General features: G+C 55.4%; 20 protein-coding genes and 1 tRNA gene. 8 read left to right on the forward strand and 13 right to left on the reverse strand.

Annotated elements, in window-relative coordinates:
- Nucleotides 1-75: 75 nt before the first annotated feature.
- Together prfA and hisS are read right to left on the reverse strand one after the other, a co-directional pair.
- Nucleotides 76-1,152 (reverse strand): peptide chain release factor 1, encoded by a 1,077-nt coding sequence (gene prfA, locus HEQ18_RS06310; protein ID WP_432814067.1) that lies wholly within the window; start codon nucleotides 1,150-1,152, stop codon nucleotides 76-78.
- A 357-nt stretch (nucleotides 1,153-1,509) separates the two neighbouring features.
- A complete protein-coding gene (gene hisS, locus HEQ18_RS06315) occupies nucleotides 1,510-2,823 on the reverse strand; it encodes a histidine--tRNA ligase (protein ID WP_432814068.1) in 1,314 nt (437 codons plus the stop codon).
- 79 nt (nucleotides 2,824-2,902) lie between these two features.
- On the opposite strand from hisS, the gene HEQ18_RS06320 reads away from it, so the two are divergent.
- Genes HEQ18_RS06320 through HEQ18_RS06330 form a run of 3 tightly spaced genes read left to right on the forward strand, consistent with a single transcriptional unit; the run spans nucleotide 2,903 to nucleotide 5,705 of the window.
- Complete coding sequence (locus tag HEQ18_RS06320) at nucleotides 2,903-4,837, forward strand: M61 family metallopeptidase (RefSeq protein ID WP_432814069.1); 1,935 nt, start codon at nucleotides 2,903-2,905, stop codon at nucleotides 4,835-4,837.
- A 23-nt stretch (nucleotides 4,838-4,860) separates the two neighbouring features.
- Nucleotides 4,861-5,397, forward strand: coding sequence for an inorganic diphosphatase (gene ppa / locus HEQ18_RS06325; protein WP_397605583.1), 537 nt, complete (start codon nucleotides 4,861-4,863; stop codon nucleotides 5,395-5,397).
- Complete coding sequence (locus HEQ18_RS06330; RefSeq protein ID WP_432814070.1) at nucleotides 5,394-5,705, forward strand: hypothetical protein; 312 nt, start codon at nucleotides 5,394-5,396, stop codon at nucleotides 5,703-5,705. The genes ppa and HEQ18_RS06330 overlap by 4 nt, the downstream gene beginning before the upstream one ends.
- A 27-nt stretch (nucleotides 5,706-5,732) precedes the next feature.
- On the opposite strand, the gene sppA is transcribed toward HEQ18_RS06330, so the two are convergent.
- Together sppA and HEQ18_RS06340 are read right to left on the reverse strand one after the other, a co-directional pair.
- A complete protein-coding gene (gene sppA / locus HEQ18_RS06335) occupies nucleotides 5,733-7,607 on the reverse strand; it encodes a signal peptide peptidase SppA (RefSeq protein WP_432814071.1) in 1,875 nt (624 codons plus the stop codon).
- 478 nt (nucleotides 7,608-8,085) lie between these two features.
- Entirely contained in the window at nucleotides 8,086-8,616 is a 531-nt protein-coding gene (locus HEQ18_RS06340; protein ID WP_432814072.1) for a hypothetical protein, read from the reverse strand.
- Nucleotides 8,617-8,662: 46 nt separating this feature from the next.
- Here HEQ18_RS06340 and HEQ18_RS06345 point away from each other — a divergent pair, with 46 nt between their 5' ends.
- Nucleotides 8,663-9,403 (forward strand): TlyA family RNA methyltransferase, encoded by a 741-nt coding sequence (locus HEQ18_RS06345; RefSeq protein ID WP_397605587.1) that lies wholly within the window; start codon nucleotides 8,663-8,665, stop codon nucleotides 9,401-9,403.
- 235 nt (nucleotides 9,404-9,638) lie between these two features.
- On the opposite strand, the gene HEQ18_RS06350 is transcribed toward HEQ18_RS06345, so the two are convergent.
- The 4 genes from HEQ18_RS06350 to HEQ18_RS06365 all read right to left on the reverse strand — a co-directional run bounded on the left by HEQ18_RS06350 (nucleotide 9,639) and on the right by HEQ18_RS06365 (nucleotide 14,802).
- Nucleotides 9,639-11,399, reverse strand: a complete 1,761-nt coding sequence (locus HEQ18_RS06350) for an AMP-dependent synthetase/ligase (RefSeq protein WP_432815968.1) — start codon at nucleotides 11,397-11,399, stop codon at nucleotides 9,639-9,641.
- A gap of 144 nt (nucleotides 11,400-11,543) precedes the next feature.
- A complete protein-coding gene (ggt, locus tag HEQ18_RS06355) occupies nucleotides 11,544-13,289 on the reverse strand; it encodes a gamma-glutamyltransferase (protein ID WP_432814073.1) in 1,746 nt (581 codons plus the stop codon).
- Between the two features lie 44 nt (nucleotides 13,290-13,333).
- Nucleotides 13,334-14,371 (reverse strand): quinone-dependent dihydroorotate dehydrogenase, encoded by a 1,038-nt coding sequence (locus HEQ18_RS06360; RefSeq protein WP_432814074.1) that lies wholly within the window; start codon nucleotides 14,369-14,371, stop codon nucleotides 13,334-13,336.
- Between the two features lie 275 nt (nucleotides 14,372-14,646).
- Entirely contained in the window at nucleotides 14,647-14,802 is a 156-nt protein-coding gene (locus tag HEQ18_RS06365; protein ID WP_397605590.1) for a hypothetical protein, read from the reverse strand.
- Nucleotides 14,803-14,912: 110 nt separating this feature from the next.
- Between HEQ18_RS06365 and HEQ18_RS06370 the strand changes: the two genes are divergently transcribed.
- Nucleotides 14,913-14,987 (forward strand) — tRNA-Thr (locus HEQ18_RS06370).
- Nucleotides 14,988-15,386: 399 nt separating this feature from the next.
- Here the strand turns inward: HEQ18_RS06370 and HEQ18_RS06375 are convergent.
- From HEQ18_RS06375 to HEQ18_RS06385, 3 genes are all read right to left on the reverse strand, one after another.
- A complete protein-coding gene (locus tag HEQ18_RS06375) occupies nucleotides 15,387-18,398 on the reverse strand; it encodes a DNA methyltransferase (protein WP_432814075.1) in 3,012 nt (1,003 codons plus the stop codon).
- 169 nt (nucleotides 18,399-18,567) lie between these two features.
- Nucleotides 18,568-19,137 (reverse strand): DUF1826 domain-containing protein, encoded by a 570-nt coding sequence (locus HEQ18_RS06380; protein ID WP_432814076.1) that lies wholly within the window; start codon nucleotides 19,135-19,137, stop codon nucleotides 18,568-18,570.
- Nucleotides 19,134-20,366 (reverse strand): GTP-binding protein, encoded by a 1,233-nt coding sequence (locus HEQ18_RS06385; protein ID WP_397605593.1) that lies wholly within the window; start codon nucleotides 20,364-20,366, stop codon nucleotides 19,134-19,136. The genes HEQ18_RS06380 and HEQ18_RS06385 overlap by 4 nt, the downstream gene beginning before the upstream one ends.
- A gap of 88 nt (nucleotides 20,367-20,454) precedes the next feature.
- Between HEQ18_RS06385 and HEQ18_RS06390 the strand changes: the two genes are divergently transcribed.
- Complete coding sequence (locus tag HEQ18_RS06390) at nucleotides 20,455-20,835, forward strand: MerC domain-containing protein (protein ID WP_397605600.1); 381 nt, start codon at nucleotides 20,455-20,457, stop codon at nucleotides 20,833-20,835.
- A gap of 93 nt (nucleotides 20,836-20,928) precedes the next feature.
- Here the strand turns inward: HEQ18_RS06390 and HEQ18_RS06395 are convergent, their stop codons facing one another.
- Nucleotides 20,929-21,504: a hypothetical protein gene (locus tag HEQ18_RS06395; protein WP_432814077.1), complete on the reverse strand. Its 576-nt coding sequence runs from the start codon at nucleotides 21,502-21,504 to the stop codon at nucleotides 20,929-20,931.
- Nucleotides 21,504-22,439, reverse strand: coding sequence for a sterol desaturase family protein (locus HEQ18_RS06400; protein WP_432814078.1), 936 nt, complete (start codon nucleotides 22,437-22,439; stop codon nucleotides 21,504-21,506). The genes HEQ18_RS06395 and HEQ18_RS06400 overlap by 1 nt, the downstream gene beginning before the upstream one ends.
- Before the next feature lie 90 nt (nucleotides 22,440-22,529).
- Here HEQ18_RS06400 and HEQ18_RS06405 point away from each other — a divergent pair, with 90 nt between their 5' ends.
- Complete coding sequence (locus HEQ18_RS06405) at nucleotides 22,530-23,432, forward strand: LysR family transcriptional regulator (protein ID WP_432814079.1); 903 nt, start codon at nucleotides 22,530-22,532, stop codon at nucleotides 23,430-23,432.
- 116 nt (nucleotides 23,433-23,548) lie between these two features.
- Nucleotides 23,549-25,000 carry a sensor histidine kinase gene (locus HEQ18_RS06410; RefSeq protein ID WP_432814080.1) on the forward strand — a complete coding sequence of 484 codons (1,452 nt, stop codon included), beginning with the start codon at nucleotides 23,549-23,551 and terminating at the stop codon, nucleotides 24,998-25,000.
- Nucleotides 25,001-25,213 lie beyond the last annotated feature (213 nt).

Raw genomic sequence — 25,213 nt, forward strand, 5'->3', positions numbered from 1 at the left:
CAAAAACACCGTCGCATCCTCGCCTTCGGCTCGCCCCACCCCCGGCCCCTCCCGCCTGCGGGAGGGGAGAAGTACTTACTCCCCCAATCCCGCCATACGTTCGGCCTGATCCTCGGCAATTAACGCGGCGATCAATTCACTTAATCCACCGCCTTCCAATATTTCGGGCAGCTTATGCAACGTCAGGTTGATCCGGTGGTCCGTCACGCGGCCTTGGGGAAAGTTATAGGTGCGGATGCGCTCGGATCGGTCGCCTGAGCCAACCATCGCCTTGCGTGCCTCTGCTTCGGCCCCCTGCGCCTCCTCACGCTCTTTTTCATACATCCGGGCGCGCAAGACCTGCATCGCCTGTTCCTTGTTCTTGTGCTGGCTGCGTCCATCCTGACAGGTGACGACTATTCCGGTCGGCAGGTGGGTAATGCGTACGGCAGAATCCGTCGTGTTCACATGCTGTCCGCCCGCACCCGACGCACGGTAGACGTCGATTTTCAGGTCGCGGGCCTCGATCTGGATATCCACTTCCGTCGGCTCAGGCAGGACCGCGACGGTCGCCGCGCTGGTGTGAATCCGCCCGCCGCTCTCCGTCACGGGCACGCGCTGCACACGGTGGACGCCGCTTTCATATTTCAGCTTGGCAAACACGCCTGTGCCTTTGATCGCGACGACCACTTCTTTATAGCCACCCACATCGGAGGCGCTGACCGAAATCGGTTCAATCTTCCACCCCTGTCCGGCGGCATAGCGTTCATACATGCGGTACAGGTCGCCAGCGAACAAAGCCGCTTCATCGCCGCCCGTGCCCGCACGAATTTCCAGCATCGCAGGGCGGTCATCGGCAGAATCGCGTGGCAGCAACGAAATAGCGAGCGACGTCTCCGCGTTCGACAACTGCTGCGTTACAACGTCCAGCTCCTCAACCGCCATCGCATGCAAATCAGGGTCGGAATTATCCTGCGCCATAGCGCCAAGCGTTTCGATTTCCGTGCGCAAGCGCCGGACTTCGGCTGCAGCCTTGGCCACAGGCTCCAACTCGGCATATTCGCGCGAGGCGGCGACAAAAGCGTCGCCCTCCAACTGCCCCGAAGCCATCCGCGCCTCAAGTTCGGAAAAACGCGATTCAATCATCGCGATGCGGTGCGGGGAGATTTTCAATTCACGCCCCCCAAACCCCAAAATTGTCATTCCCGCGAAAGCGGGAACCCATGGTCTCATATTGCCGCACGCGATACGTTTTTGGTTCGCACGAAGACACGAAGACAAGGAGCAACTTCTTTATGCCTTCGTGCCTTTGTGCGAACCATTTTGCCGATAGACGTGATAGGCCCCAGCCTGCGCTGGGGCGACGGGAATTTGGATTCACGCAGAGGCGCAGAGGACGCAGAGAAACATTCCCCCCAACGTCATGCTGAACTCGTTTCAGCATCCATCGTGCCACAGAGACCGACGGGGCGAGAGGCGAAATGGACCCTGAAACAAGTTCAGGGTGACGGATTTGAGGGACAGTAATTTTCATTTTTTACCGATCAAAATCCATGAGTATGCGTTGTCAATTTCCGTTTCTTGAAATTCGAATTGCACCCCAAGTGCTTCGCTAATCTTGTTACGCATAGGCCTTTCGCTCGTAACGTTTAGGTCACGTAAGCGTACGACTCCGATTGCATTTTCGTGCCGCTCGACAGACAGTGCTCGCCAAGCCCCAGACGCCTTCGCTTTGAGATAGCGCTTTTTCGGGGAGCCAGTGTAAAGATACTCTGTTCTTAGCGGTCGTGGACCGTGCCGCACCGCCTCAGAGACTTGTAGCGCCAATCTATCCAATTCGGTTTGTTCGGTAAATACGATGACGTCGACACGGTCGGCGGCAATGGACTCCACCAACATCGCCAACCGCTCAATCCCAGCAGCCCAGCCGACCGCTGGAGTCGCCGGCCCACCGAGAGTCTCGATCAACCCGTCATAGCGCCCGCCACCCAGCACGGTCCCCTGCGCGCCAAGACGGTCGGTCACAAATTCAAACGCGGTGTGGCGGTAGTAATCGAGGCCGCGCACCAACGCGGCGTTGCGGGTCCACGCGACACCGGCGGCATCAAGGCCCGCCGTCACCGCGCCGAAGAAATCCTGCGCTTCGCCCGATAGATAATCGTCGATAACAGGCGCCGCATCGGCGACTGGGCGGTCCTTGGGGTCTTTACTGTCCAAGATACGCAGCGGGTTTTTCTCCAGCCGCGCTAGGCTGTCTTCGGACAACACGCCCTTATGGTCGTTGAAATAGCCAACAAGCGCCGTGCGCCATGCGTCACGGCTGGGCGTGTCACCCAGCGTGTTTAACTGCAATGTTACGCCGTCATCTATGCCCAGTTCCTTGAGCAACTGATCCGCCATGACGAGCAACTCAACATCCGCCGCTGGCTCCGCCGCGCCAATGATTTCGGCGTCAATCTGGTGAAACTGGCGATAGCGGCCCTGTTGCGGGCGCTCATAGCGGAACAATGGCCCGTGCACCGACAGCTTCATCGGCGCATATTGCTGCCAGCCATTGGTCAAATAAGCGCGTGCGATGCCCGCCGTAAATTCGGGCCGAAGCGTGATGGAATCGCCGCCGCGGTCTTCGAACGTATACATTTCCTTCGACACAACATCGGTCGCCTCACCCAGGCTGCGCGAAAATACCGCTGTGGGTTCAATGACTGGCAGTTGCAGGCCCTTAAATCCATACAGCCTGCGCACGCGTTCAAAGGTCGCGACAACATGCGCAAAGCGTTCCTCGGTCTCACCGAACATGTCTTGTGTGCCGCGCACGGCTTGGGGTGTCTGTATCTTTGCCATAATGAAGCGCCCTAGCGGCTAATTCTTGTTAGTGGAATAGGGCTGGACGCGGCGCGACGCATTCGCCAAAGTTAGCGTCATGAATCCACGTATATTGTCGCGCGCACTTGCCGCATTCGCCCTTTCCGCCAGCCTCATTTCCGCCGCATCCGCGCAGAATAGCGCGCCGCAGCCAGTCCCGATTGTCTCAACGATTCCCGAACCGCAGGACCGCCCGTTGACTGCGCCGATGATATTGCAGGTGGACGCAACGGACGTTGATCGCGCCATTTTCCAAGTGCGCCAGACAATTCCGGTTGAAGCGGGCAAGCCGCTCATTTTGCTTTATCCGCAATGGCTGCCCGGTAAGCATGGCCCGCGCGGTGCCTTGGCCGAAATGACTGGCCTAATGATCCGCGCCGGCGGCAAGACGCTGCGTTGGACGCGCGATCCGGTGCAGGTATACGCGTTTCACGTCGACCTGCCTGAAGGAGCCACCTCGGTTGATGTGGACTTTCAATTCACGTCACCCGTCCGCGAAAGCGAAGGTCGCATCAACGTCACACGCAATATGATGAATGTGCAATGGGAACAGGTCGCCTTGTATCCCGCAGGACATTTCACCCGCGCCATTCAAGTGAAACCATCGATTATTTTGCCCGAGGGCTGGACTGGCGTTGCCGCGCTTGATGGCGCCAGTATAAAGGGTAACCGCATCGATTATGGCGTCACCAGCTTTGAAACCTTGGTCGACAGCCCGATGTTCGCGGGGCCACATTATAAGAAATGGGACCTGGGGCATAATGTCACGCTGAACGTCTGGGCAGATGACGCGAAGTTTCTTGCGGCAAAACCGGAACAGATTGCGGCGCACCGCGCCTTGGTTGATGAATCTTTGTTGCTGTTCGGCGCAAAGCATTTTGACCGATATGAATTCCTGCTTGGCCTGACCGAGGAGCTGGGCGGCATTGGCCTTGAGCATCACCGCAGTTCCGAAAACACGCGCGAGACTGACTATTTCATCGAATGGGATGACAATATGTCCGAACGCGGCCTTTTGCCGCACGAATTCACGCATAGTTGGAACGGCAAGTTCCGCCGTCCAGAAACGATGTGGACACCCGATTATGCCACGCCGATGCGCGATAACTTGCTGTGGGTATATGAAGGGCAGACGAGTTTTTGGGACTTGGTGCTGGGCGCGCGCTCCGGGCTACAGTCCAAGGAAATGGTGCTTGCCGAATGGGCCAAATATGCCGGATTTTATGCGGAACAGCCCGGCCGTGCTTGGCGTTCGGTTGAAGACACCACGCACGACCCGATCTTTGGTGCACGCAAACCAAAACCCTTTGCCAGCCACGCGCGGGGCGAGGATTATTATAACGAAAGCTCGCTTATCTGGCTCGACGCCGACATGACCATTCGCGAATTGTCCAAAGGGACCAAGTCGCTCGATGACTTTGCCAAAGCCTTTTTCGGGGTGCGCGATGCCGATTGGGGTGTGCTGACCTATGATTTTGACGAGGTCGTCCGCACCTTGAACGCGGTGCAGCCTTATGATTGGGCGAAGTTTCTCGACACAAAATTGCGCCAACCCGGCCAACCAGCGCCGCTGGCAGGCATCGAAAAGGGAGGATATAAGCTCGTTTGGAAAGAAGAGCCCAATATATTCGACAAGGAATTGATGAAAGAAGGCAATGTCCTCAACCTTACCCACTCGCTTGGGATAAACTTGAACAAGGATGCGGTCGTGACGTCCGTATTTTGGAACAGCCCGGCGTTTAAGGCGAATATCGTCAATGGCGCAAAAATCATTGCGGTTAATGGCTATGCCTATTCAAAAGACGGTCTGACCTCCGCAATCAACGCAGCGAAGGACGCAAAAGCACCAGTCCGGCTAATCGTCGAGCGCAACAAACGTTTTGAACAAATAGACATCGCCTATTCGGGTGGTTTGCGCTATCCGCACCTCGAAACCACAGGCCAAGGTAAGACAGCGATTGATCGTCTACTCAGCCCGCGACGGACCAAGTAATAACAACGTGAAAGCATTCTCCCATGCGTATTGACCTCATCCCTGCGGGCGACAATGTACCCGAAAGCCTCAACGTCCTGATCGAGGTGCCTATTGGCGGCGAGCCCGTTAAATATGAATTCGACAAGGCATCGGGCGCGTTATTCGTCGACCGCTTCCTGCACACGCCGATGCGCTATCCAGCCAATTATGGCTTTGTGCCGCACACCTTGGGCGAAGATGGCGATCCCTTGGACGCCTTGGTCGTAGCCCGCTCCCCCATCATCGCGGGCGCGGTTGTAAAATGCCGTCCGATTGGTGTGCTCATGATGGAAGACGACAAGGGCGGCGACGAAAAATTGCTATGCGTTCCGGTGAACGAAACCTTCCCTTATTATTCCGGCGTCGTGACGTACAGAGACATGCCACCTATCGTCCTTCAACAGATCGAGCATTTTTTCACCCATTACAAAGACCTGGAACCGGGAAAATGGGCCAAGCTGAATGGTTGGGGTGATGAAACGGACGCAAAACGCATTATTATCGAATGCGTTGAACGTGCGAAGGAACAAGGTGTATGAAACGGATTGCGATGATTGGGGCAGCTTCACTGGCGCTTTCGGCTTGTGCCACCCCGGAAACCCGCGTCCGCACGGCATTGATGGATGCGGGGCTTTCGCAACCGATTGCCGCGTGCATGGCCGACCGGATGGTTGACCGCCTTTCGCTGATCCAACTGAACAAGCTGAACGGCCTGAAAAAACTGCGCGGGCAAGATATGCGCAAGGTGACCGTCGAGCAATTTCTTCGGCGCACCCGTGCGTTACAAGACCCTGAAATCTTGGGTGTTGCAACGTCCTCCGGATTAATCTGCGCGGTGAAGGCTTAGGGTCAGGACTTAGCCCGCACCGCCCGTTTAGCTGAATGCCTTCAGTAGAACCGACAGCCAGGTTTTTTCCGCTGCGGCAGGCGCAGGCGGCGCGAAGTCACCGCATTCAAGACATCTTGCCTGCACGCCCTTTACGCCCGTCAGCATGTCGAGATCAGCCGCGACGCGTTGCATGAACAGGCTTTGCTGCCATGCGGCATGGGCAAATATATCCATCGGTGCGTTCGATTGCGCCTGCTTCGGCATCAACCCCTGAAGCAGCGTGTCGGTAAAGCTGGTAGGCGGTTCGATATACACCGCATGCCAACCATCTGGTTTTAACCCCGCCCGCTTTGCCGCCTCCGCCAGAGCATCGTTCATATTACCTGACCGGTCTACCAACCCAAGCTGACGCGCTGTGCCACCCGCCCACACGCGCCCTTGTGCCACGGCGTCCACTTGCTCTGCTGTCTTTTTGCGCGCTGTGGCAACACGGGTCAGAAACTGGCGATAGCCATTTTCAATCGCGCTTTGTGCCACGCGGTCAAATTCGGGGCTGAAGCCGTTCAGCACATCGGGCTCACCAGACAAGGGCGTCGTCTTGACCCCGTCGGCATTCACACCGATTTTCGCAAGGCCCGCCTCGGCGCTGGGGAGCACCCCGAAGATACCGATAGAGCCCGTGATCGTTGAAGGGTCGGCAAATATCACATCGGCGGGCAACGAAATCCAGTACCCGCCGCTTGCCGCCAGATTGGCCATGGACACGATAACCGGAATATCCTTGGCCTTAGCCGCGGCAATCGCGAGGCGGATTTTTTCCGACGCCGTCACTGATCCACCGGGCGAATCCACGCGCACAACAAGTGCCTTCAAATCCTTGGTATCAAGTGCCTCATAAATTAGCGCGCTGATGGTATCGCCAGCCGCTGAGCCGGGGCCGCCCTCACCATCAACGATGGTTCCCGCGACTGTCACAACACCAATCTGCTCTCCAGCCGATGGCGGGCCATAACTGGCCAACAACGCATCCATAGGCGTATGCGCAAAGCCGCCGGTCGTCTTTTTTTCATCGGCGCCAACCTTGCTGGCGATGAATTTTCCAAAGGCGATTTTGTCGCCCAATGTATCGACCAATTTTGTCGACAGCGCCAACTGGCCAAGGTCGCCCTTTGCCCCCTCAACCGCATTAGCGGGATTGGTCAGCAATTGATCCAATTGCGCTTGCGGGCGGGCTTTGGCGACGTCAGCTTTCCATTGGCCCCACACCTCATCATACACGCCCTTGATCGCCATTTTCGATTCAGGCGACTGGTCAGACCGCATAAAGGGTTCGACGGCGCTTTTGAACGTGCCCACGCGATAGATATTGGCCTTTACCCCCAATTGGTCGAGCAATCCCTTATAATAAGGCTGCGATCCCCCTGGGCCTGCCAATAATGCACCGCCAAGCGGGTCCATCCAGATCTGCGTTGCGTGGGCAGCCAATTGATAGCTGTCATCGGTATATGCGGTTGCAAAGGCATAAACGGGCTTGCCCGCCTTTTTGACCGCATCGATGCTATCACCAATTGCGGTAAGGCTCGCTTGTCCGCCGCCCATGAAGCGTTCCATGTCCAATACGACCACTTTTATGCGCTCGTCGCTTTGGGCAAGCTTCAACGCGCGAATGATGTCGCGTTGACGGATTTCACCTACAGGGGACGCCGATGAGGTCAGTGCCATCAGCGGGTCGATTTCGGCCGGCTGTTCGGCAACCACGCCATCAAGCTTGAGCAGCAATGCACCATCGCGAACCATCGCTGGGTTCGGGTTTGCATTCAACAGCGCGAAAATGGCAGCAAAGAAAAGCGCCAGAAACACCAGCACAAGCAGGTCTTTCACACCGACCAAAATTTTCCAGCTAACGCGCATAAACTGCATTTTTTGATATCCTTCAGAATCTTACGTCGAATGTAAGCATTTCAGCAGCAATTTCCACCAATGTTCGACAAAAAGTTTTCCCATGGAAAAATCATGCGGACCGGAAACGCCTGAAATTGGGTCGGCAAAGGGCGCAGAAGCGACGCGGACAACAGAAAAGGGCCACTGAAATGATCCAGCGGCCCTTAAACATGGGTCAGCGGTCGGACGCCCGCTGCCGGAAGTTACTTTCATGCCGTGACCGGCATAGCCGACTTATTCAGCGGCCGATCTCCCGAACGGAATTGCCCGACCTCTTAACTGAACCATGAGACATCGGATCACCTCCTTTCGTTGAATGAAATTGCTTGCATCAAACATTTACCTGCCCTCCGCAGGTTCGAAAGTGAATCAAACTGCACTTACAAACAAGTCTTGTAATAGATTTTATTCTGGCTAAACTTATAGGTCTGCGCTGCGACAAATCGCGCCGCGATTATCATCGGCAATCTTCAACTATTCGTGCGATTTCCGCCCATGTCGGCAGAATGACGGGCTGCTGCCCCTCCATTTCAACCAACACGCGGCCACGGCTAAAGGCCATGGCATCCAAGATGGGATCGGTGGTCGCGATGTCGGCAGACAAATAGGCCGGGTTTGCATCGCTTGTTGTCACTGCCATCGTTTTTGTCATTGACGAGGTGCGAATGACCATGCGCGCACCCGGAACAGATGCTTCACGCGATAATGTGACGCGGCGGTTCTGTGCATCGCAGCGAAAGTTGATGGTCGCGTTGCGTCCCGGCGCGCCGAACTGCGCAACCGAATATCGGCCATCGCGGCGGTAGGTCCAAATGCCGGGCGTGAAGGGCCAGTCATTCCAATCACCAGTCAATCGCGGCGGCGGCGGCGGTGCAGCAGCAACCATTGGCGGTGCCGACACCGTCTTTGGGGGAATTGGAGGGGGTGGCGCAACGCAAGCGGCGAGGCCGAGAACGGCGAAGAGAGTGAGGAGACGAGTTTGCATCATTTTGTCTTATGGCCAAATCGTCCATGCTGCGCTAGCGCGTTGCGGCATGTCGACCAAAAAAATGCGATTAGATCAAATCATCCTTGATCGCGGCCTTGCCGAAAGCAAGACTCGCGCACAGGCGCTCGTCATGGCGGGCGTTGTCTATATTGGCGATGCCAAGGCGCAAAAGCCTGGACAGCAAGTCGCCGAGGATGCCGACATCAGCGTGCGGGGCAGCGACCATCCATGGGTGTCGCGCGGCGGCATTAAACTTGCACATGCGCTTGAGGCGTTCGCCATTGATGTCACCCACAACATTGCCATGGATGTGGGGTCATCGACGGGGGGCTTTACCGATGTGCTGCTCACGCATGGCGCAGCACGCGTCTACGCCGTCGACAGCGGCACAAACCAGCTCGCTTGGAAACTACGCCAGGACCCGCGCGTCATTGTCCATGAACAAACCAGCGCGCGCATCTTGACCGACGCACACATAACCGAACCCGTCGACCTCATCGTCTGCGACGCCAGCTTTATTGGCTTAGCCAAGGTGCTTGAGCGGCCATTATCCTTCGCCAAAAGCAAGGCGCAGCTTATCGCGCTCATTAAACCACAATTTGAAGCAGGCCGCGAAGAAGTGGGCAAAGGCGGCGTTGTGCGGGACGCAGGCGTGCACACACGCGTTTGCAACGAGATTAAAATGTGGTTGGTCGAAAAAAACTGGACAGTGCACGGCCTGACAACCAGCCCTATCACCGGGCCGCAAGGCAATGTCGAATTTCTAATATGGGCGCAAAATGCTTAGGGTCAGGACCACTTAAATCCACCTTCGCGGTTTGAGGCCATTTTGTTCAGTGCAAGGCGGCAAAGCGCAGGCTTAGTGGTTCTAAGTCAAGCTTTGCCAACGCAGCAATGGACAGTATGGGTCAAATCCGAAGGACGTCAAAATGGCTTCGATATCTTTGCCATTTTGACGCCGCGAAGGTGGATTTAAGTGGTCCTGACCCTAGCGACGATATGCACAAGACGGCGCCCACGGCCTAAGTCTTGTACATGCCGTTGACTCGCGGCGCGTACCGTTCACGAATGACATGGCGGCGGATTTTCATGCTGGGTGTCATCTCGCCATTTTCGATAGAAAAGGACTCATCCGCAAATTCGAACTGGCGCACTTTTTCGGTGACCGAAACATCCGCATTCACGCGGTCCACCGCAGCGCGCACAGCGGCCCGGAATTGGGGGTTGGCTTGCAGGTCGGCAAAGTCGTATTTCATGTCCTGCGCCTGCGCCCATTCCAACGCCCATTCGGGATCTGGTACGATCAGCCCGACAATATAGGGCCTTTTGTCGCCTGACACCATCGCCTGCAATATCTCGGGCTGAAGCGTGAGCATGCCTTCGATCTTTTGCGGCGCGATATTGTCGCCCTTGTCGTTGACGATCAGGTCCTTCTTGCGGTCCGTAATGGCAATCCGGCCACCGTCATCAATATGGCCGATATCGCCCGTGTGCAGCCAGCCATTAACGAGAACGCGGTCGGTTTCGGCCTTGTTGCGCCAATATCCCTTCATCACCAAAGGTCCACGAACCAATATTTCGCCATCCTCGGCGATTTTGACCTCCGTGTTTTTCAACGGCGGACCAACGGTGTCCATTTTGACACCTGCGCTTGGCCGGTTGCAGCTGATGACTGGACCGGACTCGGTCTGGCCATAGCCTTGCAACAGCGTAATCCCCAAGGATTGGAAGAACACCCCAATGTCGGGGTTCAGCGGTGCGCCCCCGGACACCATGGCCTTCATCCGGCCGCCAAAGCGCGCCTGAATCTTTGGCTTGATCGTGCGCGATAAAATCAATCGCATCGGCGCATCGACGAGGCGCTTGCGCCCTGAATAGTCACGTTCTCCGATGGTGAGTGCCTTGTCGAGCAGATAATTGGGCAGCTTGCCCTGCTTTTCGACGGCCTTGATCATCCGTTGGCGCAGGACTTCAAAAAGACGCGGTACCACCACCATGACCGTCGGCCGCGTTTCTTCGATGTTGGCGGCCAGCTTCTCCAGACCTTCTGCATAATAAATTTGCGCGCCAACGCCGATCGGCAGGAATTGCCCACCACTATGTTCATACGCATGCGACAAAGGCAGGAAGGACAAGAAAACCTCTTCTTCGTCCAAGCCAAAATCTTCCCGCAGGATTGCCGCCGCGCCGTCGGCGTTGTGCAAAATTGCGCCATGATGCTGCATCACGCCGCGTGGTGCCCCGCCTGTACCGCTGGTGTAAATGATGCATGCCAAATCGTCGCGGGTAACGGCGGCCATCGCCACTTCGCTGGCGCGCACGTCAGCATCCGTGCCTTTGACCATATCGGACCAGTGATGCATCGACAATTGACCCTGCTGCATCGCTGGCTGAGGGTCCATATAAATGATGAATTCCGCCTGCGACGATCGCATTGCCGCTGGCGTCAATGTCTTGGCAAGCTTGGCCGTCGATACGATGACGGCGCGCGCGTCGCTATTGTCCAAGATATGCTGATGGTCGCGTTCGGTGTTGGTGACATAGGTCGGCACGGTAACGCAACCTGCCGCCATGATACCCAAGTCGGCAATGCACCATTCGGGCCGGTTTTCCGAAACCAGCATCACCCGATCGCCCTTTTGAAGCCCCATCCGACGAAGCGATTTTGCAAAGCCGGCAACTTGCCGCGCAGCGTCCGACCAGCTGATCGAACGCCAAGTGTCATCATGTTTTGCCCATAAAAATGGCGCATCGCCGCGGAGGCGCGCACGCGCGAAAAACATGGTGACAAGATTAGGAAAGCTATCAAAATCGTCGAATTGCTCGGCAGCCACTATTCTCTCCTAAGGAACATTTTGCGGACCAATATAGGACTCTCAAAAATCACGCTAGCGCGCCAACGGGTTGGGCGCAACGTGCCGTTGGCGTTAACCGACATCTTCGGTCGGTGCTTCATCAACTGATCTCGGCACAGTTGTTTTCACCCTGCCCTTGGCGTCGATGGTGGACGAAGTGCCCTCGCTACGTGGGTCAGAGGCACCCGTCCAGCTATTGCCGACAAGCTGCGCACCGTTAACCTTTGAACCCAGATCGACCGGGCGGACCTTTTGCCCATATTTACCAAGCCCATCGGCCATCGCCGACAGCATTGTATTTTGCTCGACCTCAAGACCGCCATCGCCAAAATAGATATTCGGCAACGCAATAGCCTGATCCAATGGCAAGCCAAAATCGATTACGCCAATCAATGTTTTTGTGACATGCATGATGATCCGTTTGCCACCCGCCGAACCCAGCGCCAGAACCGCACGGCCTTCACGATCAAAAACAATTGTGGGCGACATGGATGACAATGGCCGCTTGCCCGGCGCAACGCGGTTGGCCACGGGCGCACCATTTTTTTCAGGCGCAAAGGTGAAGTCCGTCAGTTCATTGTTCAAAAAGAACCCGCCTGCGACGAGCTGGCTTCCGAAGGGGCCTTCAATAGTTGACGTCATATTGGCGATATTGCCATTGGCGTCGATTGCCGTAAAATGCGTCGTACCAGCCACTTCGCTGGAAATCGCGGCTGTCCGCGGCGCGGCACCGGGTGGATTGCCAGCAGGATAGTCGCTCCGCGCCTTTTCCGGATCAATCAGCGCCGAGCGCTGTTGAATATATTCGGGGTTCAAAAGCCCGGCTACCGGCACATCGACAAATGCATCATCGGCGAGATATTTTTCGCGGTCTGCATAGGCCAACTGCATCGCTTGGCCGATCAGATACCAGCTTTTGGGGCTATCCTTGCCCATGGCAGTCAAATCAAATCGTTGCAACGTGCCCAAAATTTGAAGCACGGTGGTTGCGCCCGACGAAGGCGGCGCCATGCCGCACACGACATACACCCGATAGGGCGCGCACACGGCCTGCTGCTCCTTGGCACGATATTGCGCGAGATCGCTCATCGTCATGTCACCGGGGTTCAGCTTGCTGGTAGTGACAGCATTCACAATCTGGCTTGCGACCGTCCCTGTATAAAAAGCGTCAGGCCCTTTTTTTGCCAGCAGCTTCAACGTCGCCGCAAGCTTTGGATTTTTAAGCCTCGTGCCCGCTTGCACGGGCTTGCCATTACGCCAATATATCGCCCGCGCTTCATCGAAATTGGACCAAAGCCGCTGAATGCCCTGCAACCGTGACTCTAGCGTTTTGTTGACGATGAAACCTTTGTCCGAAAGGCGGATCGCAGGCTTAAACACGGTCGCCCACGGCAGCTTGCCCCATTTGCGGTGCGTTTGCGCCATCAGTTGTATGTTGCCCGGCACGCCAACCGAATGGCCCCCCTGAAACGCCGCAAGAAAGCCAAGTGGTTTGCCATCTGGTCCAACAAAACGGTCGGCTTTCGCCGCCGCTGGCGCGGTTTCTCGTCCGTTTATTGTCGTCAGCACATTTTTCGCGCTGTCCTGATACAGCAAGAACCCGCCGCCGCCGATACCGCTCGATTGCGGTTCAACCACCGTCAGCGCAAGCATCATCGCCATCGCCGCATCAGCGGCAGAACCGCCTTGGCGCAGCATTTCAATCCCCGCTTCTGTAACACGGGGGTCAGCGGATGATGTTACCCCGACATTTTCGGCGGCTGCCGCTTGGGTAAAAAGGATGGCGGATGCGGTGAACGCGAACAGTGATTTTTTCATGTCCGCAACTTAGCCGCCTTCTGCGGATAAAGCCAAGCGCAGATTTATCCCTCGACGCCAATTGCCTCGGCTATGTTGGCAAACCCATCGGCCTGCAAAAGGCCCGCAAGCTGCGTATTGATCTTGCGCGCGAGGCCCGGCCCTTGATACACCAAAGCGCTGTAAATCTGCACCAAAGACGCCCCGGCGCGGATGCGGGCATAGGCGTCTTGTGCTGACGCAATGCCGCCGACGCCAATAAGCGGCATTTGCCCGCCGCTTGCCTTGCGGAAATCGACGATGCGTTGCTGCGCCATATCACGCAAAGGTGCCCCCGATAGGCCGCCTGCCTCGCCTGCATGGCGCGATACCAGCGCGGGGCGCGATATCGTCGTATTGGACACAATCAACGCAGCGATACCCCGCGATAGCGCTACGCCCACAATATCATCGATATCGGCGGGTTGCAGGTCTGGGGCAACCTTCAAGAACACAGGCGTATCCCGCATCCGCGCCGCCATCACCTGCGCCAGCAGGTCATCCAGCGCAGCCTTGTCCTGCAAGGCGCGGAGGCCCGGTGTATTGGGCGAGCTGATATTGACGGTCAAATAATCGGCCAACGCCTCCATATTGCGCACGCCAATGACATAATCCGCCACACGGTCGGCGCTGTCCTTATTGGCACCGATGTTGATACCAATCGGCCCCTTACGCGCTTTATCTGGAATATTGCGCAGCCGCGATATTGCCGCCTGCTGGCCTTCATTGTTAAAGCCCATGCGGTTGATGACAGCTTCGTCCTCCAATAAGCGAAACAGCCGCGGCTTTGGGTTGCCCTTTTGTGGTAACGGGGTCAGCGTCCCCACCTCGGTAAATCCAAAACCGAGTCGCAGGATTTCAACCGGAACCTCTGCGTTTTTGTCATAGCCGGGTGCAAGGCCAACGGGGTTAGGAAACAGCAAGCCCGCAAATGTCTGCGCAAGTGCCGGACTATGCGAACCAAGCGACGGAATCGGCAATATTTTTAGCGCGGCCAGCGACAGATTATGCGCCGTCTCGGCGTCAGCTTTGAACAAAAGGGGGCGTGCGAACGGGTACAACATGTCTGCGTCTATTCACGACTATCCCGCTAGGTGCAACGCTCCGTTCGTCGTCGGGCTGGACAATGTCATGGCAATTTGGCCGAAATTGTCAAAATAATCCGCGTAGAATGACGATTCCATGCAATTAAAATTTTACAATTTGTTACATTTTGCATGGGCGACCCGAGGACTTTGCTGTCGAAAGACAAAAGTTCTTTTCCTTTAAAGACCCGCTTTGTGCGGGTCTTTTTTTGGCTTTTGCCCTGCGCATGTTCAAACGAAGCTACGCATAGACGCTATTGGGTTTTCTCCGTCAAAAGCGGTGCTGCTACATCCTGGGCTACAGCGGCGGGCGGCTTTGCCTTGCGCCTACGCAAATTGGCACGCAACGCTTCGCGCAACCGCTCTGCCTTGATCCGCTCTTTGTCCTCTGCATCTTTTGCCAATGCCATTCTCCTCACTGCGCGCTGTCGCTGTGCCGCGCGATGCCAAATGGCAAGCCGCCACGCAAGCCGCTTGACATTAAGCCCCAGCCTTCGCATAGCGCGCCACCTTCGGTATTGCTGCTGTAGCTCAGTGGTAGAGCGCGTCATTGGTAATGACGAGGTCGGGAGTTCAATCCTCCCCAGCAGCACCATGGCTTTCAGGCCGCGCATAACAATAGCGCGCTTATTACACTTCGCAAAAACACACCGTCGCAATAGCATAGGCTGGGGCGACAGGTGGGGTATTTGTCCTCCCCATCGACTTGCGATGGGGAGGGGGACCGCCCGAAGGGTGGTGGAGGGGCCTCTTAACGTCGCAAGCCCCTCCGTCAGGCCTACGGCCTGCCACCTCCCCATCGCAAGTCGATGGGGAGGAATTAATACAGGCAGACTCCCCCCGCTCCCCGTCCGGCTGCGCCGTCCGACCCTCTCCCCCTAAAGGGGGGGAGGGTTGCAACCTTTCTCCCCTCACCCCCTTCAGGGGAAGAGGGGTTGGGGGAGAGGGGGCTGGGGCGATGGGGAAGATGCTGCGTGATTTGGTGGGCGGGCTGTTAAGGCGGAGTTGGTTTTACTGCCTTGCGGTTTATCCGTTTGTTCTGCTTGGCGGCTTCACGCTCCAGCGGATTGACCAAGGCTTCGTAGCGGCCAAACAGATGTTCGACGCGGTCACGGTCGCTGGCAAAGGGTGCAGGGCGGTAAAGCCGGTCCACCGCCAGATCGAGCGCGGCATGGGCCTTGCGCAGATTGCCGGGCATGGTGTCGGGATCGTAAAGATCGGCAAGGCTTGAGGTTGGATGCGCGGCGCGGGCATCCAGCACCGCTTGCGCCAGCGCTTCAATTTTGGCGCGTTGTGCGGGCGTGGCCTCGGGCCACGGGAAGGTGTTGTAGACGAGGCCGCTGGAAAAACGAAAACGGCTTTCCAATCTGCCCCCGATTTGTGCTAGCCACGCCATAAGCGAGCGGCTTGTAATAATTGCGAACTCCCAGAGAGTCGCATCGACCAAAAGATAAACAAGGTCACTTGGAATCGTTGGTGGTTCAACCCAGCCAATCGGGACATAGTCCCGCCGTTCAGAGCTCACCTTGGGAAACACCAGATAAGGCTTTTCTGGAATTACTGTCATTCCGAATTCGTTGGGGTGTCGTGCGGCTGCCAATGTCGATTTCCGTAAACTTTTTAGCCGTTGTTCCTTAACAATTTTGACGCGTGCAAGAGTGAGAGGCATGGATCGAAGGGTCGATGGGTCAATATCCTTCAAATTCAGGACCCATCGCAAGCCGCCATTTATGAAGTCGTCACCCGCCACATATGGATAAACGAAAGGTGCTGCAGCAGGCTCGGAAGCAAGCAGCGCGTCTCGACTGGGCCGGTCTAATACAAATTGACCATAATCAATTGGCTGGCTTCCCGTCCCCATGCGATTTGCACCGTTGATTGGACTGGAAGTTGACGCGACTGTTAAATGCCGATTCGCCACACCTTGTGCATCAAACAAATAAGCGGTCAGCGCCGCGTGCTGGCTTTCCACGGGATCGCCTTTGATATCGGGGTAGCTGAACAATCGTTTGTCATCGGGTTCATTGTCGCGGTGGGTCAGGCCGATGATGACGACATGGACATGCGCCTTGCCCCTTGCTTCGCTGCCCCAGCTAAAGGTCCGGTGCGCGAAGAAAATTTCCAGATGCAGGCGGTCGAAAAGGATAGGCCATAATTGCGCAACCTGTTCGCCTTGTGTGATCGAATTGGTGGAAACGAAGGCGATGCGGATGCGTTTGTTAAATTCCCTCTCCCCTTGCGGGCGTGGAGGGACCAGTCCCCCGGACTGGTCCGAGAGGCTCCACGGGTGGCCCGAAGGGTCGGGTGAGGGGGGGCGTCGCGTCTGCGGCGCATTGTTTTCTGCTCCGGCAGAGGCCCCCTCACCCGCTGCGACTAAGCTCGGCTGCGCCTCGCTAAGTCTCGCTCCCTCTCCCGCAAGGGGAGAGGGGGTGTTTGCCATATATTGCCCGGCCTTGATAAACCACGCCGCCACATAATCGAGTGTTCCGCCGCTGCCGCCTAGCCCCGCGATTCGGCGCACTTGCGCGCGTTGAAACGGGCTTTGAAATTTTGCCCCAATAAACGGCGGGTTGCCCATGATGTAATGACATTTTTCGGGTGGCAGCAAAGCCGCCCAATTAACCTCCAACGCGTCCCCGTGGATGATCTTGGCCGATTGTTTCAACGGAATGCGGGCAAAGCTTTGCCCAAAGGCAAGGCTCAATTCATTATTCGCGATATGGTCGGTCATCCACATCGCAACTTCGGCAATGCGGGCCGGGAATTCTTCAAATTCAATGCCATAAAATTGATCGACATTGACGCGGCTAAACGCCGATATGTCCATCACCCGTTGGCCGTCCCATAGTTCATGCAGGACGCACAATTCCAAGTTGCGCAATTCGCGATACGCAATCACCAAGAAATTGCCACAGCCGCAGGCAGGGTCCATAAATGTCAGGCGGGATAATTTGTTTTGGAATTCCTGCAACGCCGCCGCGCGCCCGGTTTTACGCGTCTTAATCTTATCAAATTCGGCCCTTAAGTCGTCAAGGAACAATGGCCCGATAACCTTCAGGATATTTGCCTCAGTCGTGTAATGCGCGCCCTTTGCCCTGCGTTCTTTTGCGTCCATGACCGATTGGAACAATGAACCGAATATGGCGGGCGACACCTTGCCCCAGTCAAAACGCGCGGCATCCAAAAGCATTTCGCGCATTTTCTTGTCGAACACCGGCGTCCGAATATGCCCTGCAAATAACGCGCCGTTGACATAAGGAAAGGCGTTGAGTTCGCCCGAAAGACCCTTTTGCCGGGCATCCTCATGCGTGTTGAGCACATCGAATAATTCGATCAGCATCCGACCGGTGTCGCTACCGTCTTCCTTGGTATCCGCCTCAATCAACTGAAGAAATATGTCCTTCGGTTCAAATATCCCTGTATCGTCGGCGAACAGGCAGAACAGCAATCGCACCAGCAACTGTTCCAGATCATGCCCGGTGTAATTGGCATCCTCCAACGCATCATGCAGCTTGCCCATCAGTTCGGCAGCCTTAATGTTGACCATGGCTTGCGTGCCGAAACTGACACGGCGGCCAAGGATGAAGGCGAAGCTTTCGATATGCTTGTGCAAATCGGCCAAGCGGAAATTGGTGGCGCGTCCGGTTTCGAGGTCGACCAAATTCCATGTCTGAAAATCGCAGGTCAACACATAACGCGGCTGATCCTCCGCACGGATACCGTCGATATAATCCATCGCCTGCACGCCCGCTTTGTTCAGGTCGAGCCGCGCGCTTTTTTGTTCGATCAGCAATGTTTTGGGCCAGAACAGGTCCATAAAGCCGTGTTTGCCGTTAAGCAGTTTTACGCGCTGTTCATAGGTGGCAACTTGTTTGCGTTTAACGCCGAAAATTAGAAAAAATTGTTCGTAAAAGGGCTGCGTTTCACCCTTTTCATAATGCGCGTCGGCCCAATCATCGCTAAACGCCTTGGCGCGTCGTTTTATTTCGTCCCAGCCAAGCCGCATACAGAAAAACTCCCCTTTCGCGGCGTTGTGCCTGTATCGCCGCAGGCAATCAAGCGCCTTTGGGAATCACCGTAACAAATGCGTCCTCCCCGAAATAGCTGTTCTTCGGATCACCGCACGCTGCGCGCGACTGGCATCACACCCCCGCTTTTGCATCGGCTATTCCAGATCAGTCCTTAGGGGTTCCTTGTATTAGCGTATCAATAACCAGAACAAGCCGCTTCTCACCTGTATCGCCAACAGGCGGGGACCGGTGGAAGCAGGGTGGGTGATCGGACGCGTATGTTCGGCCCTTGAATAGCGCGATCGCACCGGTTGGAACTCTCTCCAAATAATATTCCAACCCATCATTGGCCACGCCGTTTGGGGCATAATCCGTGCCCGGTCCGCTATATGTGGTGATCAATCGAACATCTGTGTAGTCGGCGTGCACCTTCTTGCAGGCGTTGGTTGTAATCCCTTCCATTCGGACACGGACGGCATCGGTCTGCATAAGCAACATGAAGCGCTGTACCAAAACCGCAATGTCCGTGCACAACGCATCGGGTAGCTCGGCAAGCTGCGCCAATACAGTTGCAAAGTCACCTTCGGCCCGGATCGCAAACGGTGCTCTTTCAAGCCACGGCGCGATAACTGTGTCCGGCACCGGCGGTGTGCGCTGTTCGACAATTAGTGGGCACTCTCGCGCATGAATGCGAGACCAGTCCTCGACGGCATCGGCATAGGCGCTCATGATCATACGAGTTCCAGCGCCGTCTGCGCTTCGCCCCACGCCGGGAAAGGATCGGACAGGCTGGCCCACCGATCAGGTTCAAAGGAGTCCGACTTTACCAGACAGGCGTCAAGCGCCCCACGGATCTTCGCTTCGTCCATACCGATGCCGATAAACACGAGTTCCTGCCGCCGATCGCCCCAGACAGCATCCCAGTGCCTCAGAACAAACTCTTCAAAGCTGCCGTCCTCGGGCCAGCGGTTTTTAGGCACCGCCGCCCACCAACTGCCCATCCGGCTTACCGATTTCTGCGTTCCGGCAATCGCCAGTTCCCCTAAGAAGTCGCTGCGCGTCGCCAGCCAGAAATGCCCCTTGGCGCGTATCACTTTGTCTAGGCCGGTGCCGGTCAGGAACCGATAAAACATGGCCGGATGAAAGGGGCGCCGTTGACGGTAGACAAAACTTTCGACCCCATATTCCTCGTTTTCCGGGCGGTGGCTGGCGTAATCGTAAAGTTCCTTCATCCACAGCGGGTGCTTTTCGGAATTTTCCTCATCGTAAAGGCCGGTGTTGAGGATCGTGCCGAGCGGCACCTTGCCACGGTTCGCCTCGACGATTCGTGCGTCGGCGTTGAGCGAGGCAACAACTTTTTTGACTATGGTGAGATGCTCAGCGGATACATCTTGCGCCTTGTTGACAACCACCACATCAGCAAACTCGATCTGCTCAACCAGCAGGTTAACAAGACTTCGGTCGTCGCCATCGCCAGCCGTTTCGCCGCGCTGGCTCAGTAAATCGCTGCTGGAATAGTCAGTCAGCAAATTGACCGCATCAACAACCGTTACCATCGTATCAAGGCGCGAAACGTCACCTAAGCTCTCCCCGGCTTCGTCGCGGAACGAGAAAGTTGCAGCGACCGGCAGTGGTTCGGAAATACCGGTGCTTTCGATCACCAAATAATCGAACCGTCCCTCTTCGGCGAGTGTGCGCACTTCTTTGAGCAGATCATCGCGGAGCGTGCAGCAGATGCAGCCATTTGTCATTTCAACCAGTGCTTCTTCCGAACGGGACAAGGCGGCTTCACCGCCACGCACGAGATCGGCGTCGATGTTTACCTCGGACATGTCGTTGACGATAACGGCGACGCGCTTGCCCTCGCGATTAGCGAGGATGTGATTGAGCAGGGTAGTTTTTCCCGCGCCGAGGAAGCCAGACAGGACGGTGACCGGGAGGCGGTTGAAGTTCGAATTGTTCATAGCTGGGTTGACCCGTTAAGTTATGATATACTATTACATGTTAATTAGCATCGTCTAAACCGCTCTGTCCACCCACTAGTTGAAAGATATGATGGATCAACCGCACCCCCCGCAAACACGCTATGATGCTGCGGCGATTTTAGCTTCGGGGCTGTGCCTGGTGCACTGTCTGTTTCTACCAGCACTGCTCTTCATGATGCCGGCCCTGGCGGTTTGGATAACTGTGCCGGAAAGTTTTCACTTCTGGATGCTTATCATCGCTGTGCCAATCAGCCTGATGGCTCTCTATATAGGGCTACGTCGGCACAGAAACTGGATGCCGATCATGATTGCTATGCCTGCCCTGATATCTTTGACTGCTGGTGCGTTGTTATTCCATGGCATGGTTCTGGAAACTTGGCTGACTGCTGCGGGGGCCTTTGTCCTTAGCTTCGCCCATCTCCTCAATCGTCGTCATTCGAACATATGATTTGCTGTGTAGAGCCAGCCGAAAAGGTAGCTTGGCAGAGAATTACGGAATTACCGTAACAGATGCGTTACCCCCGAAATAGCTGTTCTTCGATCACCGCACGCTGCGCGCGACTGGCATCAAACCCTTCGCGAGTGCAGCGAGAGCCAAAGCAATAACCACATGATACACATGCCAGGCTATCGCCTCATCAAGCCACGCCGCACGCCGGATGAACAGCGTATTTGCAAGCATCACGGCGCAGGCAATAGGCACAAGCCATAAAGGCCGCGATGCGCCCGGTCGCATAATGGAAGTAACACAGGCAAGCATGAGGGCCAATAAGAACACGGGGCCTAGCAAGGGTTGCGCGAACCAAAAGATCGCGCAGGCAGCAGATAATATGGCGGCGATTATTCCTATCTCTTTTCGGCCCTCAGAAGGGAAGAGATAATGCGACACCATAGCCAAGGCACCGGCAAGGCCTAATGTTTGCGAAGCACCCGCATGCAAAGCAGCAAGCGCGTCCTGCAAACCACCCCCAAAACGCACTACCCCGACACCGGCCGCTATTCCAAAGCACGCCATGGCAAATGCCGGCAAAGCCTTTCCGTTTCGCCAAAGGATGTTTCCAGCAAAGATCGTGACGAGCAATATTGCCGCGTCGGATAGTGCGTAATGGGCAGGCATTATATTCTCGGCAGTGGTGCTGTGACGTCATTATTGGGCAGCAAACCCGCCTCGCGTTTGATGTCTGCTGATGTCAAACGCGAGCCATCATGGCTCCAGCCGGGCGGCGCAAAAATGTAACAAAACCTCTGCCATAAACTCAGCCCGCGCTGCGTCGCATCTTGCGCAATACCGACATATTCATGCGTTAAGATTGTAACTGGGTTAAATGTCTCCAGGTTTTTGACCAGGCCATAGTCAACCGGCACGGCGCGGTCCTCCTCAACAAATGTGCCAAACATCCTATCCCAGATAATCAACGTACCGGCAAAATTCGCATCCAGATATTCTGGATTTCGACCATGGTGCACGCGGTGATGGCTTGGCGTGTTGAAAATATATTCAAACCACCTTGGCAAACGGTCGATCGTCTCGGTGTGGAGGAAGAATTGGTAGGCTGCATTCAAGACCCCACAAAAAACAACCAATACAGGATCAAAACCGATTAAAATGAGCGGAATCTTAAGCATCATCGTGCCCGTAAAGTGCTTCATCCAACTTTGGCGCAGCGCAATGGGCATGTTAAAGTTGGTGGAAGAATGATGGACCACATGCATGGCCCAACCCCAACGGACGCGGTGGCATATCCGGTGGTGCACGTAGAACCGCAGATCGTCGAGCACGAAGCACAACAGGAACGATCCCCAAGTGATTGGTATTTCGCCAATGGCAAAGGGTGCCGCCGCAAATAAAGCGGCAGTGGTGATAAAGGCAAATATTGCATTTACAGGATCACTTGCGAGCCCCAGAAAAATCGAGAGAGCTGAGTCTTTCAACGGCACATCACCCTTGCGCTTGAGAAAGCGAATAGCACCCAGTTCGAGCAAGATACCCAGTGCAAAAGCAGCAAGTACTATGACGAACCAATTTTGGTTGATGAACTGCCCTATGGTCACACATTTCTCTCCCATGATTGATGACAGAGATAGACGGCCTAAAAAATTAAAAAATTGAATAATAAATGCATATTATGTAATTATTGGAACATGAATATAAATCTGAATAGGCTATCCCGGTTCGTCGCCGTGTATCGCAACAAAAGTTTCAGCCGGGCCGCCAACGAGCTCGGCATGACACATTCGGCACTGACCAAATCGGTTCAAATGCTCGAACAAGAACTGGGCACAGAATTGTTTAACAGGACCACGCGCAGTGTTGTCCCCACCGATGCCGGCAACCGCCTTGCGCAGCGGGCTGAGGAGCTTTTGGCTTTAGCGGACCAAATCGGAGATGAGGCCTTATCCGGTACACGACATTTGCGGCTTATTGCAGGCCCCGCAGTGATGGAAGCATCCTTAGCGCCAGCCCTCACGTCATTTTACAAGGCACATCCCAACATTCGCGTCACGGCGGAAACCCTTCCCCTCGATATAGCCGCAGGCCGTTTACGCCAACGGGAGGCGGACATGTTACTTTTTCATTCCACCAGCGTTAGCGCCATTCCCGAACAGCGGTTGTTTCACATAAATAAGATAATCGACGAGGCCTATGTTGCCGTGATGCGCAAAGACCATCCGGTGTTGCAACGCGCCTTTGGCCCGGATGAGATGCTTCAGTATAAATGGGCCATTCCTGGCTATGATAGAAACTACCGATCTGCAATTCCGTCAGACATAGAAGAAAAATATCGCCGCTCCGGTTTCCCACATTACCGCGTTCTCAGTCTCGTGTCTTGCCTTGCTCTGGTGGCTGAAAGCGACATGATTACCTTATTGCCCGCCTCCTTCGCAAACAGGGAAGCACGTGCGCTCGACCTTGCGGTCATGCCCATGCCCTTAAGCGATGGTGCCCGGTATGACGTCAGCGCCATCACGCTCAAAAATGATAATCCGGACCCTGTGTTGCATGCGCTGAAGAACGCTTTTGCGATACAAAGGGACGCTTGCTAGGGCCATGACCACTTAAATAGTTCGTTTCAAGAATTGTTGTGTTACCAACAGCTATACAGTTACACATAAGGCGGATGATGGCAAAAACCACTCTCGAGCGCGGAAAGCCCAGCCGAATGACCGCTTGGATCATGCGCCTCCCTTTGGCAGATCAGAACCCAGTTTTGCAGTTGGCTTGCACATTAGCTATGTTCGCTGCGGCTTGGTTTTTGCGCGTTGAGACCGCTCCCATGCTCCCGCCGGGATTTCCCTACGTCACATTTTTTCCGGCGGTCATTATCACTTCATTCCTGTTTGGCATTCGGTTTGGATTGATATCGGCGGTGCTGTGTGGCGCGGTTGCGTATTATTACTTCCTCACCCCCGCTTATTCGTTCAGCATCGCTGGAAAGCAAGTTGCGCTTGGTTTTTACGTTTTTGTGGTGGCGACCGATTTGTTGCTTGTTCACGGTATGCAGGCGGCCAACCAGCAATTGATTAAAGAGCGCGAGTTAAACCTTAATTTGGCGAATGCAAAAGCAGAGCTGGTCCTCGAACTGCAGCAGCGGGTTATCGAACGAAAAAACGCCATCGATGACTTGCGTGAAAGTGAAGTTAAAACACATCTGGCAACTGAAACCGCCGGTATTGGCCTTTGGCAATGGCATATTCCAACTGGGCACGTCACGTGGGACAAAGCAATGTTCGACCTATATGGGATGCCTCCAACCACAGATGGTCTGGTGAAATATGAAGACTATATGGCGAGCGTCCATCCTGAAGACGCGGCCAACCAAAATGCTGTTTTACTAGACACTGTAAGCAGGTGCGGCGCAAGCAAACGTGAATTTCGGATCCTTCCACGCGACGGTGGTGACGTTCGATACATTCGCGCTGTAGAAACAGCACGTGCGGGTCCCGATGGACAGACCGAGTGGGTAGTTGGCACTAATCTCGACATCACGGAGGAAAAAAATCGGGAACGCCACATTCAACTTCTCATGGGTGAGATAAACCATCGCGCCAAAAACCTCCTAGCCGTCGTTTTATCCGTCGCAAGCCAGACACGCGGGGTGGATCATGCCGATTTTCTGAAAAAATTCTCTGCCCGAATCCGATCCTTGGCCGCTGGTCAGGACGTTCTTGTCGAAAATCAGTGGAAGCGGGTATCGCTCGATGCCCTGATCCGTGCCCAGCTCAACCATTTCAAAGATCTTATCGGGTCGCGCATTACGATCTCAGGAGATAGTGTGCAATTGTCGCCAGCGGCAGTCCAGACAATTGGAATGGCAGTGCACGAACTCGCCACAAACGCTGCCAAACACGGCGCGTTATCAAATACAAAAGGTCGCATTGACATAAGTTGGCAAAAGATAGCGGGTAAGACCTCTGATCGCCTTGTCATGCGCTGGATCGAGTCTGAAGGCCCTCCCGTTTTTCCGCCAAAGGAACACGGATTTGGTTCAATGGTCACAGGTAAAGTTGTTGAGATGGGCCTCGGCGGAGAAGTCACGGCCAATTTTGCACCAACAGGCTTTTCCTGGCAGCTCGATTGTCCTTTTGACCAAATCAGCGAACGCGCCGCATGAAGGGTTCCAAGACGCCGCTGAACTAGGGCCGTCCTTATAATGCGGCTTCCCGATGACTTGGCACGCCGTTTACGACGGATGCATCGACGCCTCGGGTCAGGACCACTTAAATCCACCTTCGCGGCGTCAAAATGGCAAAGATATCGAAGTAAAATGTCCGCCGTAGGCAGTCATTCTGCCTGCAAGGGCATTTTGTTTCGAGATCGAAGCCAT

The organism is Sphingorhabdus sp. (assembly GCF_050921905.1).
Lineage (GTDB): Bacteria > Pseudomonadota > Alphaproteobacteria > Sphingomonadales > Sphingomonadaceae > Sphingorhabdus_B.

What these genes read in the sequence shown, in the direction of transcription:
- HEQ18_RS06390 (WP_397605600.1), top strand. Translation starts at nt 20,455, where the DNA reads ATGATGGATCAACCGCACCCCCCGCAAACACGCTATGATGCTGCGGCG.
- HEQ18_RS06380 (WP_432814076.1), bottom strand. Translation starts at nt 19,137, where the DNA reads ATGATCATGAGCGCCTATGCCGATGCCGTCGAGGACTGGTCTCGCATT.
- HEQ18_RS06345 (WP_397605587.1), top strand. Translation starts at nt 8,663, where the DNA reads ATGTCGACCAAAAAAATGCGATTAGATCAAATCATCCTTGATCGCGGC.
- ggt (WP_432814073.1), bottom strand. Translation starts at nt 13,289, where the DNA reads ATGAAAAAATCACTGTTCGCGTTCACCGCATCCGCCATCCTTTTTACC.
- sppA (WP_432814071.1), bottom strand. Translation starts at nt 7,607, where the DNA reads ATGCAGTTTATGCGCGTTAGCTGGAAAATTTTGGTCGGTGTGAAAGAC.
- HEQ18_RS06385 (WP_397605593.1), bottom strand. Translation starts at nt 20,366, where the DNA reads ATGAACAATTCGAACTTCAACCGCCTCCCGGTCACCGTCCTGTCTGGC.
- HEQ18_RS06405 (WP_432814079.1), top strand. Translation starts at nt 22,530, where the DNA reads ATGAATATAAATCTGAATAGGCTATCCCGGTTCGTCGCCGTGTATCGC.
- HEQ18_RS06365 (WP_397605590.1), bottom strand. Translation starts at nt 14,802, where the DNA reads ATGGCATTGGCAAAAGATGCAGAGGACAAAGAGCGGATCAAGGCAGAG.
- HEQ18_RS06350 (WP_432815968.1), bottom strand. Translation starts at nt 11,399, where the DNA reads ATGTTTTTCGCGCGTGCGCGCCTCCGCGGCGATGCGCCATTTTTATGG.
- HEQ18_RS06340 (WP_432814072.1), bottom strand. Translation starts at nt 8,616, where the DNA reads ATGATGCAAACTCGTCTCCTCACTCTCTTCGCCGTTCTCGGCCTCGCC.
- HEQ18_RS06375 (WP_432814075.1), bottom strand. Translation starts at nt 18,398, where the DNA reads ATGCGGCTTGGCTGGGACGAAATAAAACGACGCGCCAAGGCGTTTAGC.
- HEQ18_RS06395 (WP_432814077.1), bottom strand. Translation starts at nt 21,504, where the DNA reads ATGCCTGCCCATTACGCACTATCCGACGCGGCAATATTGCTCGTCACG.
- hisS (WP_432814068.1), bottom strand. Translation starts at nt 2,823, where the DNA reads ATGGCAAAGATACAGACACCCCAAGCCGTGCGCGGCACACAAGACATG.
- HEQ18_RS06410 (WP_432814080.1), top strand. Translation starts at nt 23,549, where the DNA reads ATGACCGCTTGGATCATGCGCCTCCCTTTGGCAGATCAGAACCCAGTT.
- HEQ18_RS06320 (WP_432814069.1), top strand. Translation starts at nt 2,903, where the DNA reads ATGAATCCACGTATATTGTCGCGCGCACTTGCCGCATTCGCCCTTTCC.
- HEQ18_RS06330 (WP_432814070.1), top strand. Translation starts at nt 5,394, where the DNA reads ATGAAACGGATTGCGATGATTGGGGCAGCTTCACTGGCGCTTTCGGCT.
- HEQ18_RS06360 (WP_432814074.1), bottom strand. Translation starts at nt 14,371, where the DNA reads ATGTTGTACCCGTTCGCACGCCCCCTTTTGTTCAAAGCTGACGCCGAG.
- ppa (WP_397605583.1), top strand. Translation starts at nt 4,861, where the DNA reads ATGCGTATTGACCTCATCCCTGCGGGCGACAATGTACCCGAAAGCCTC.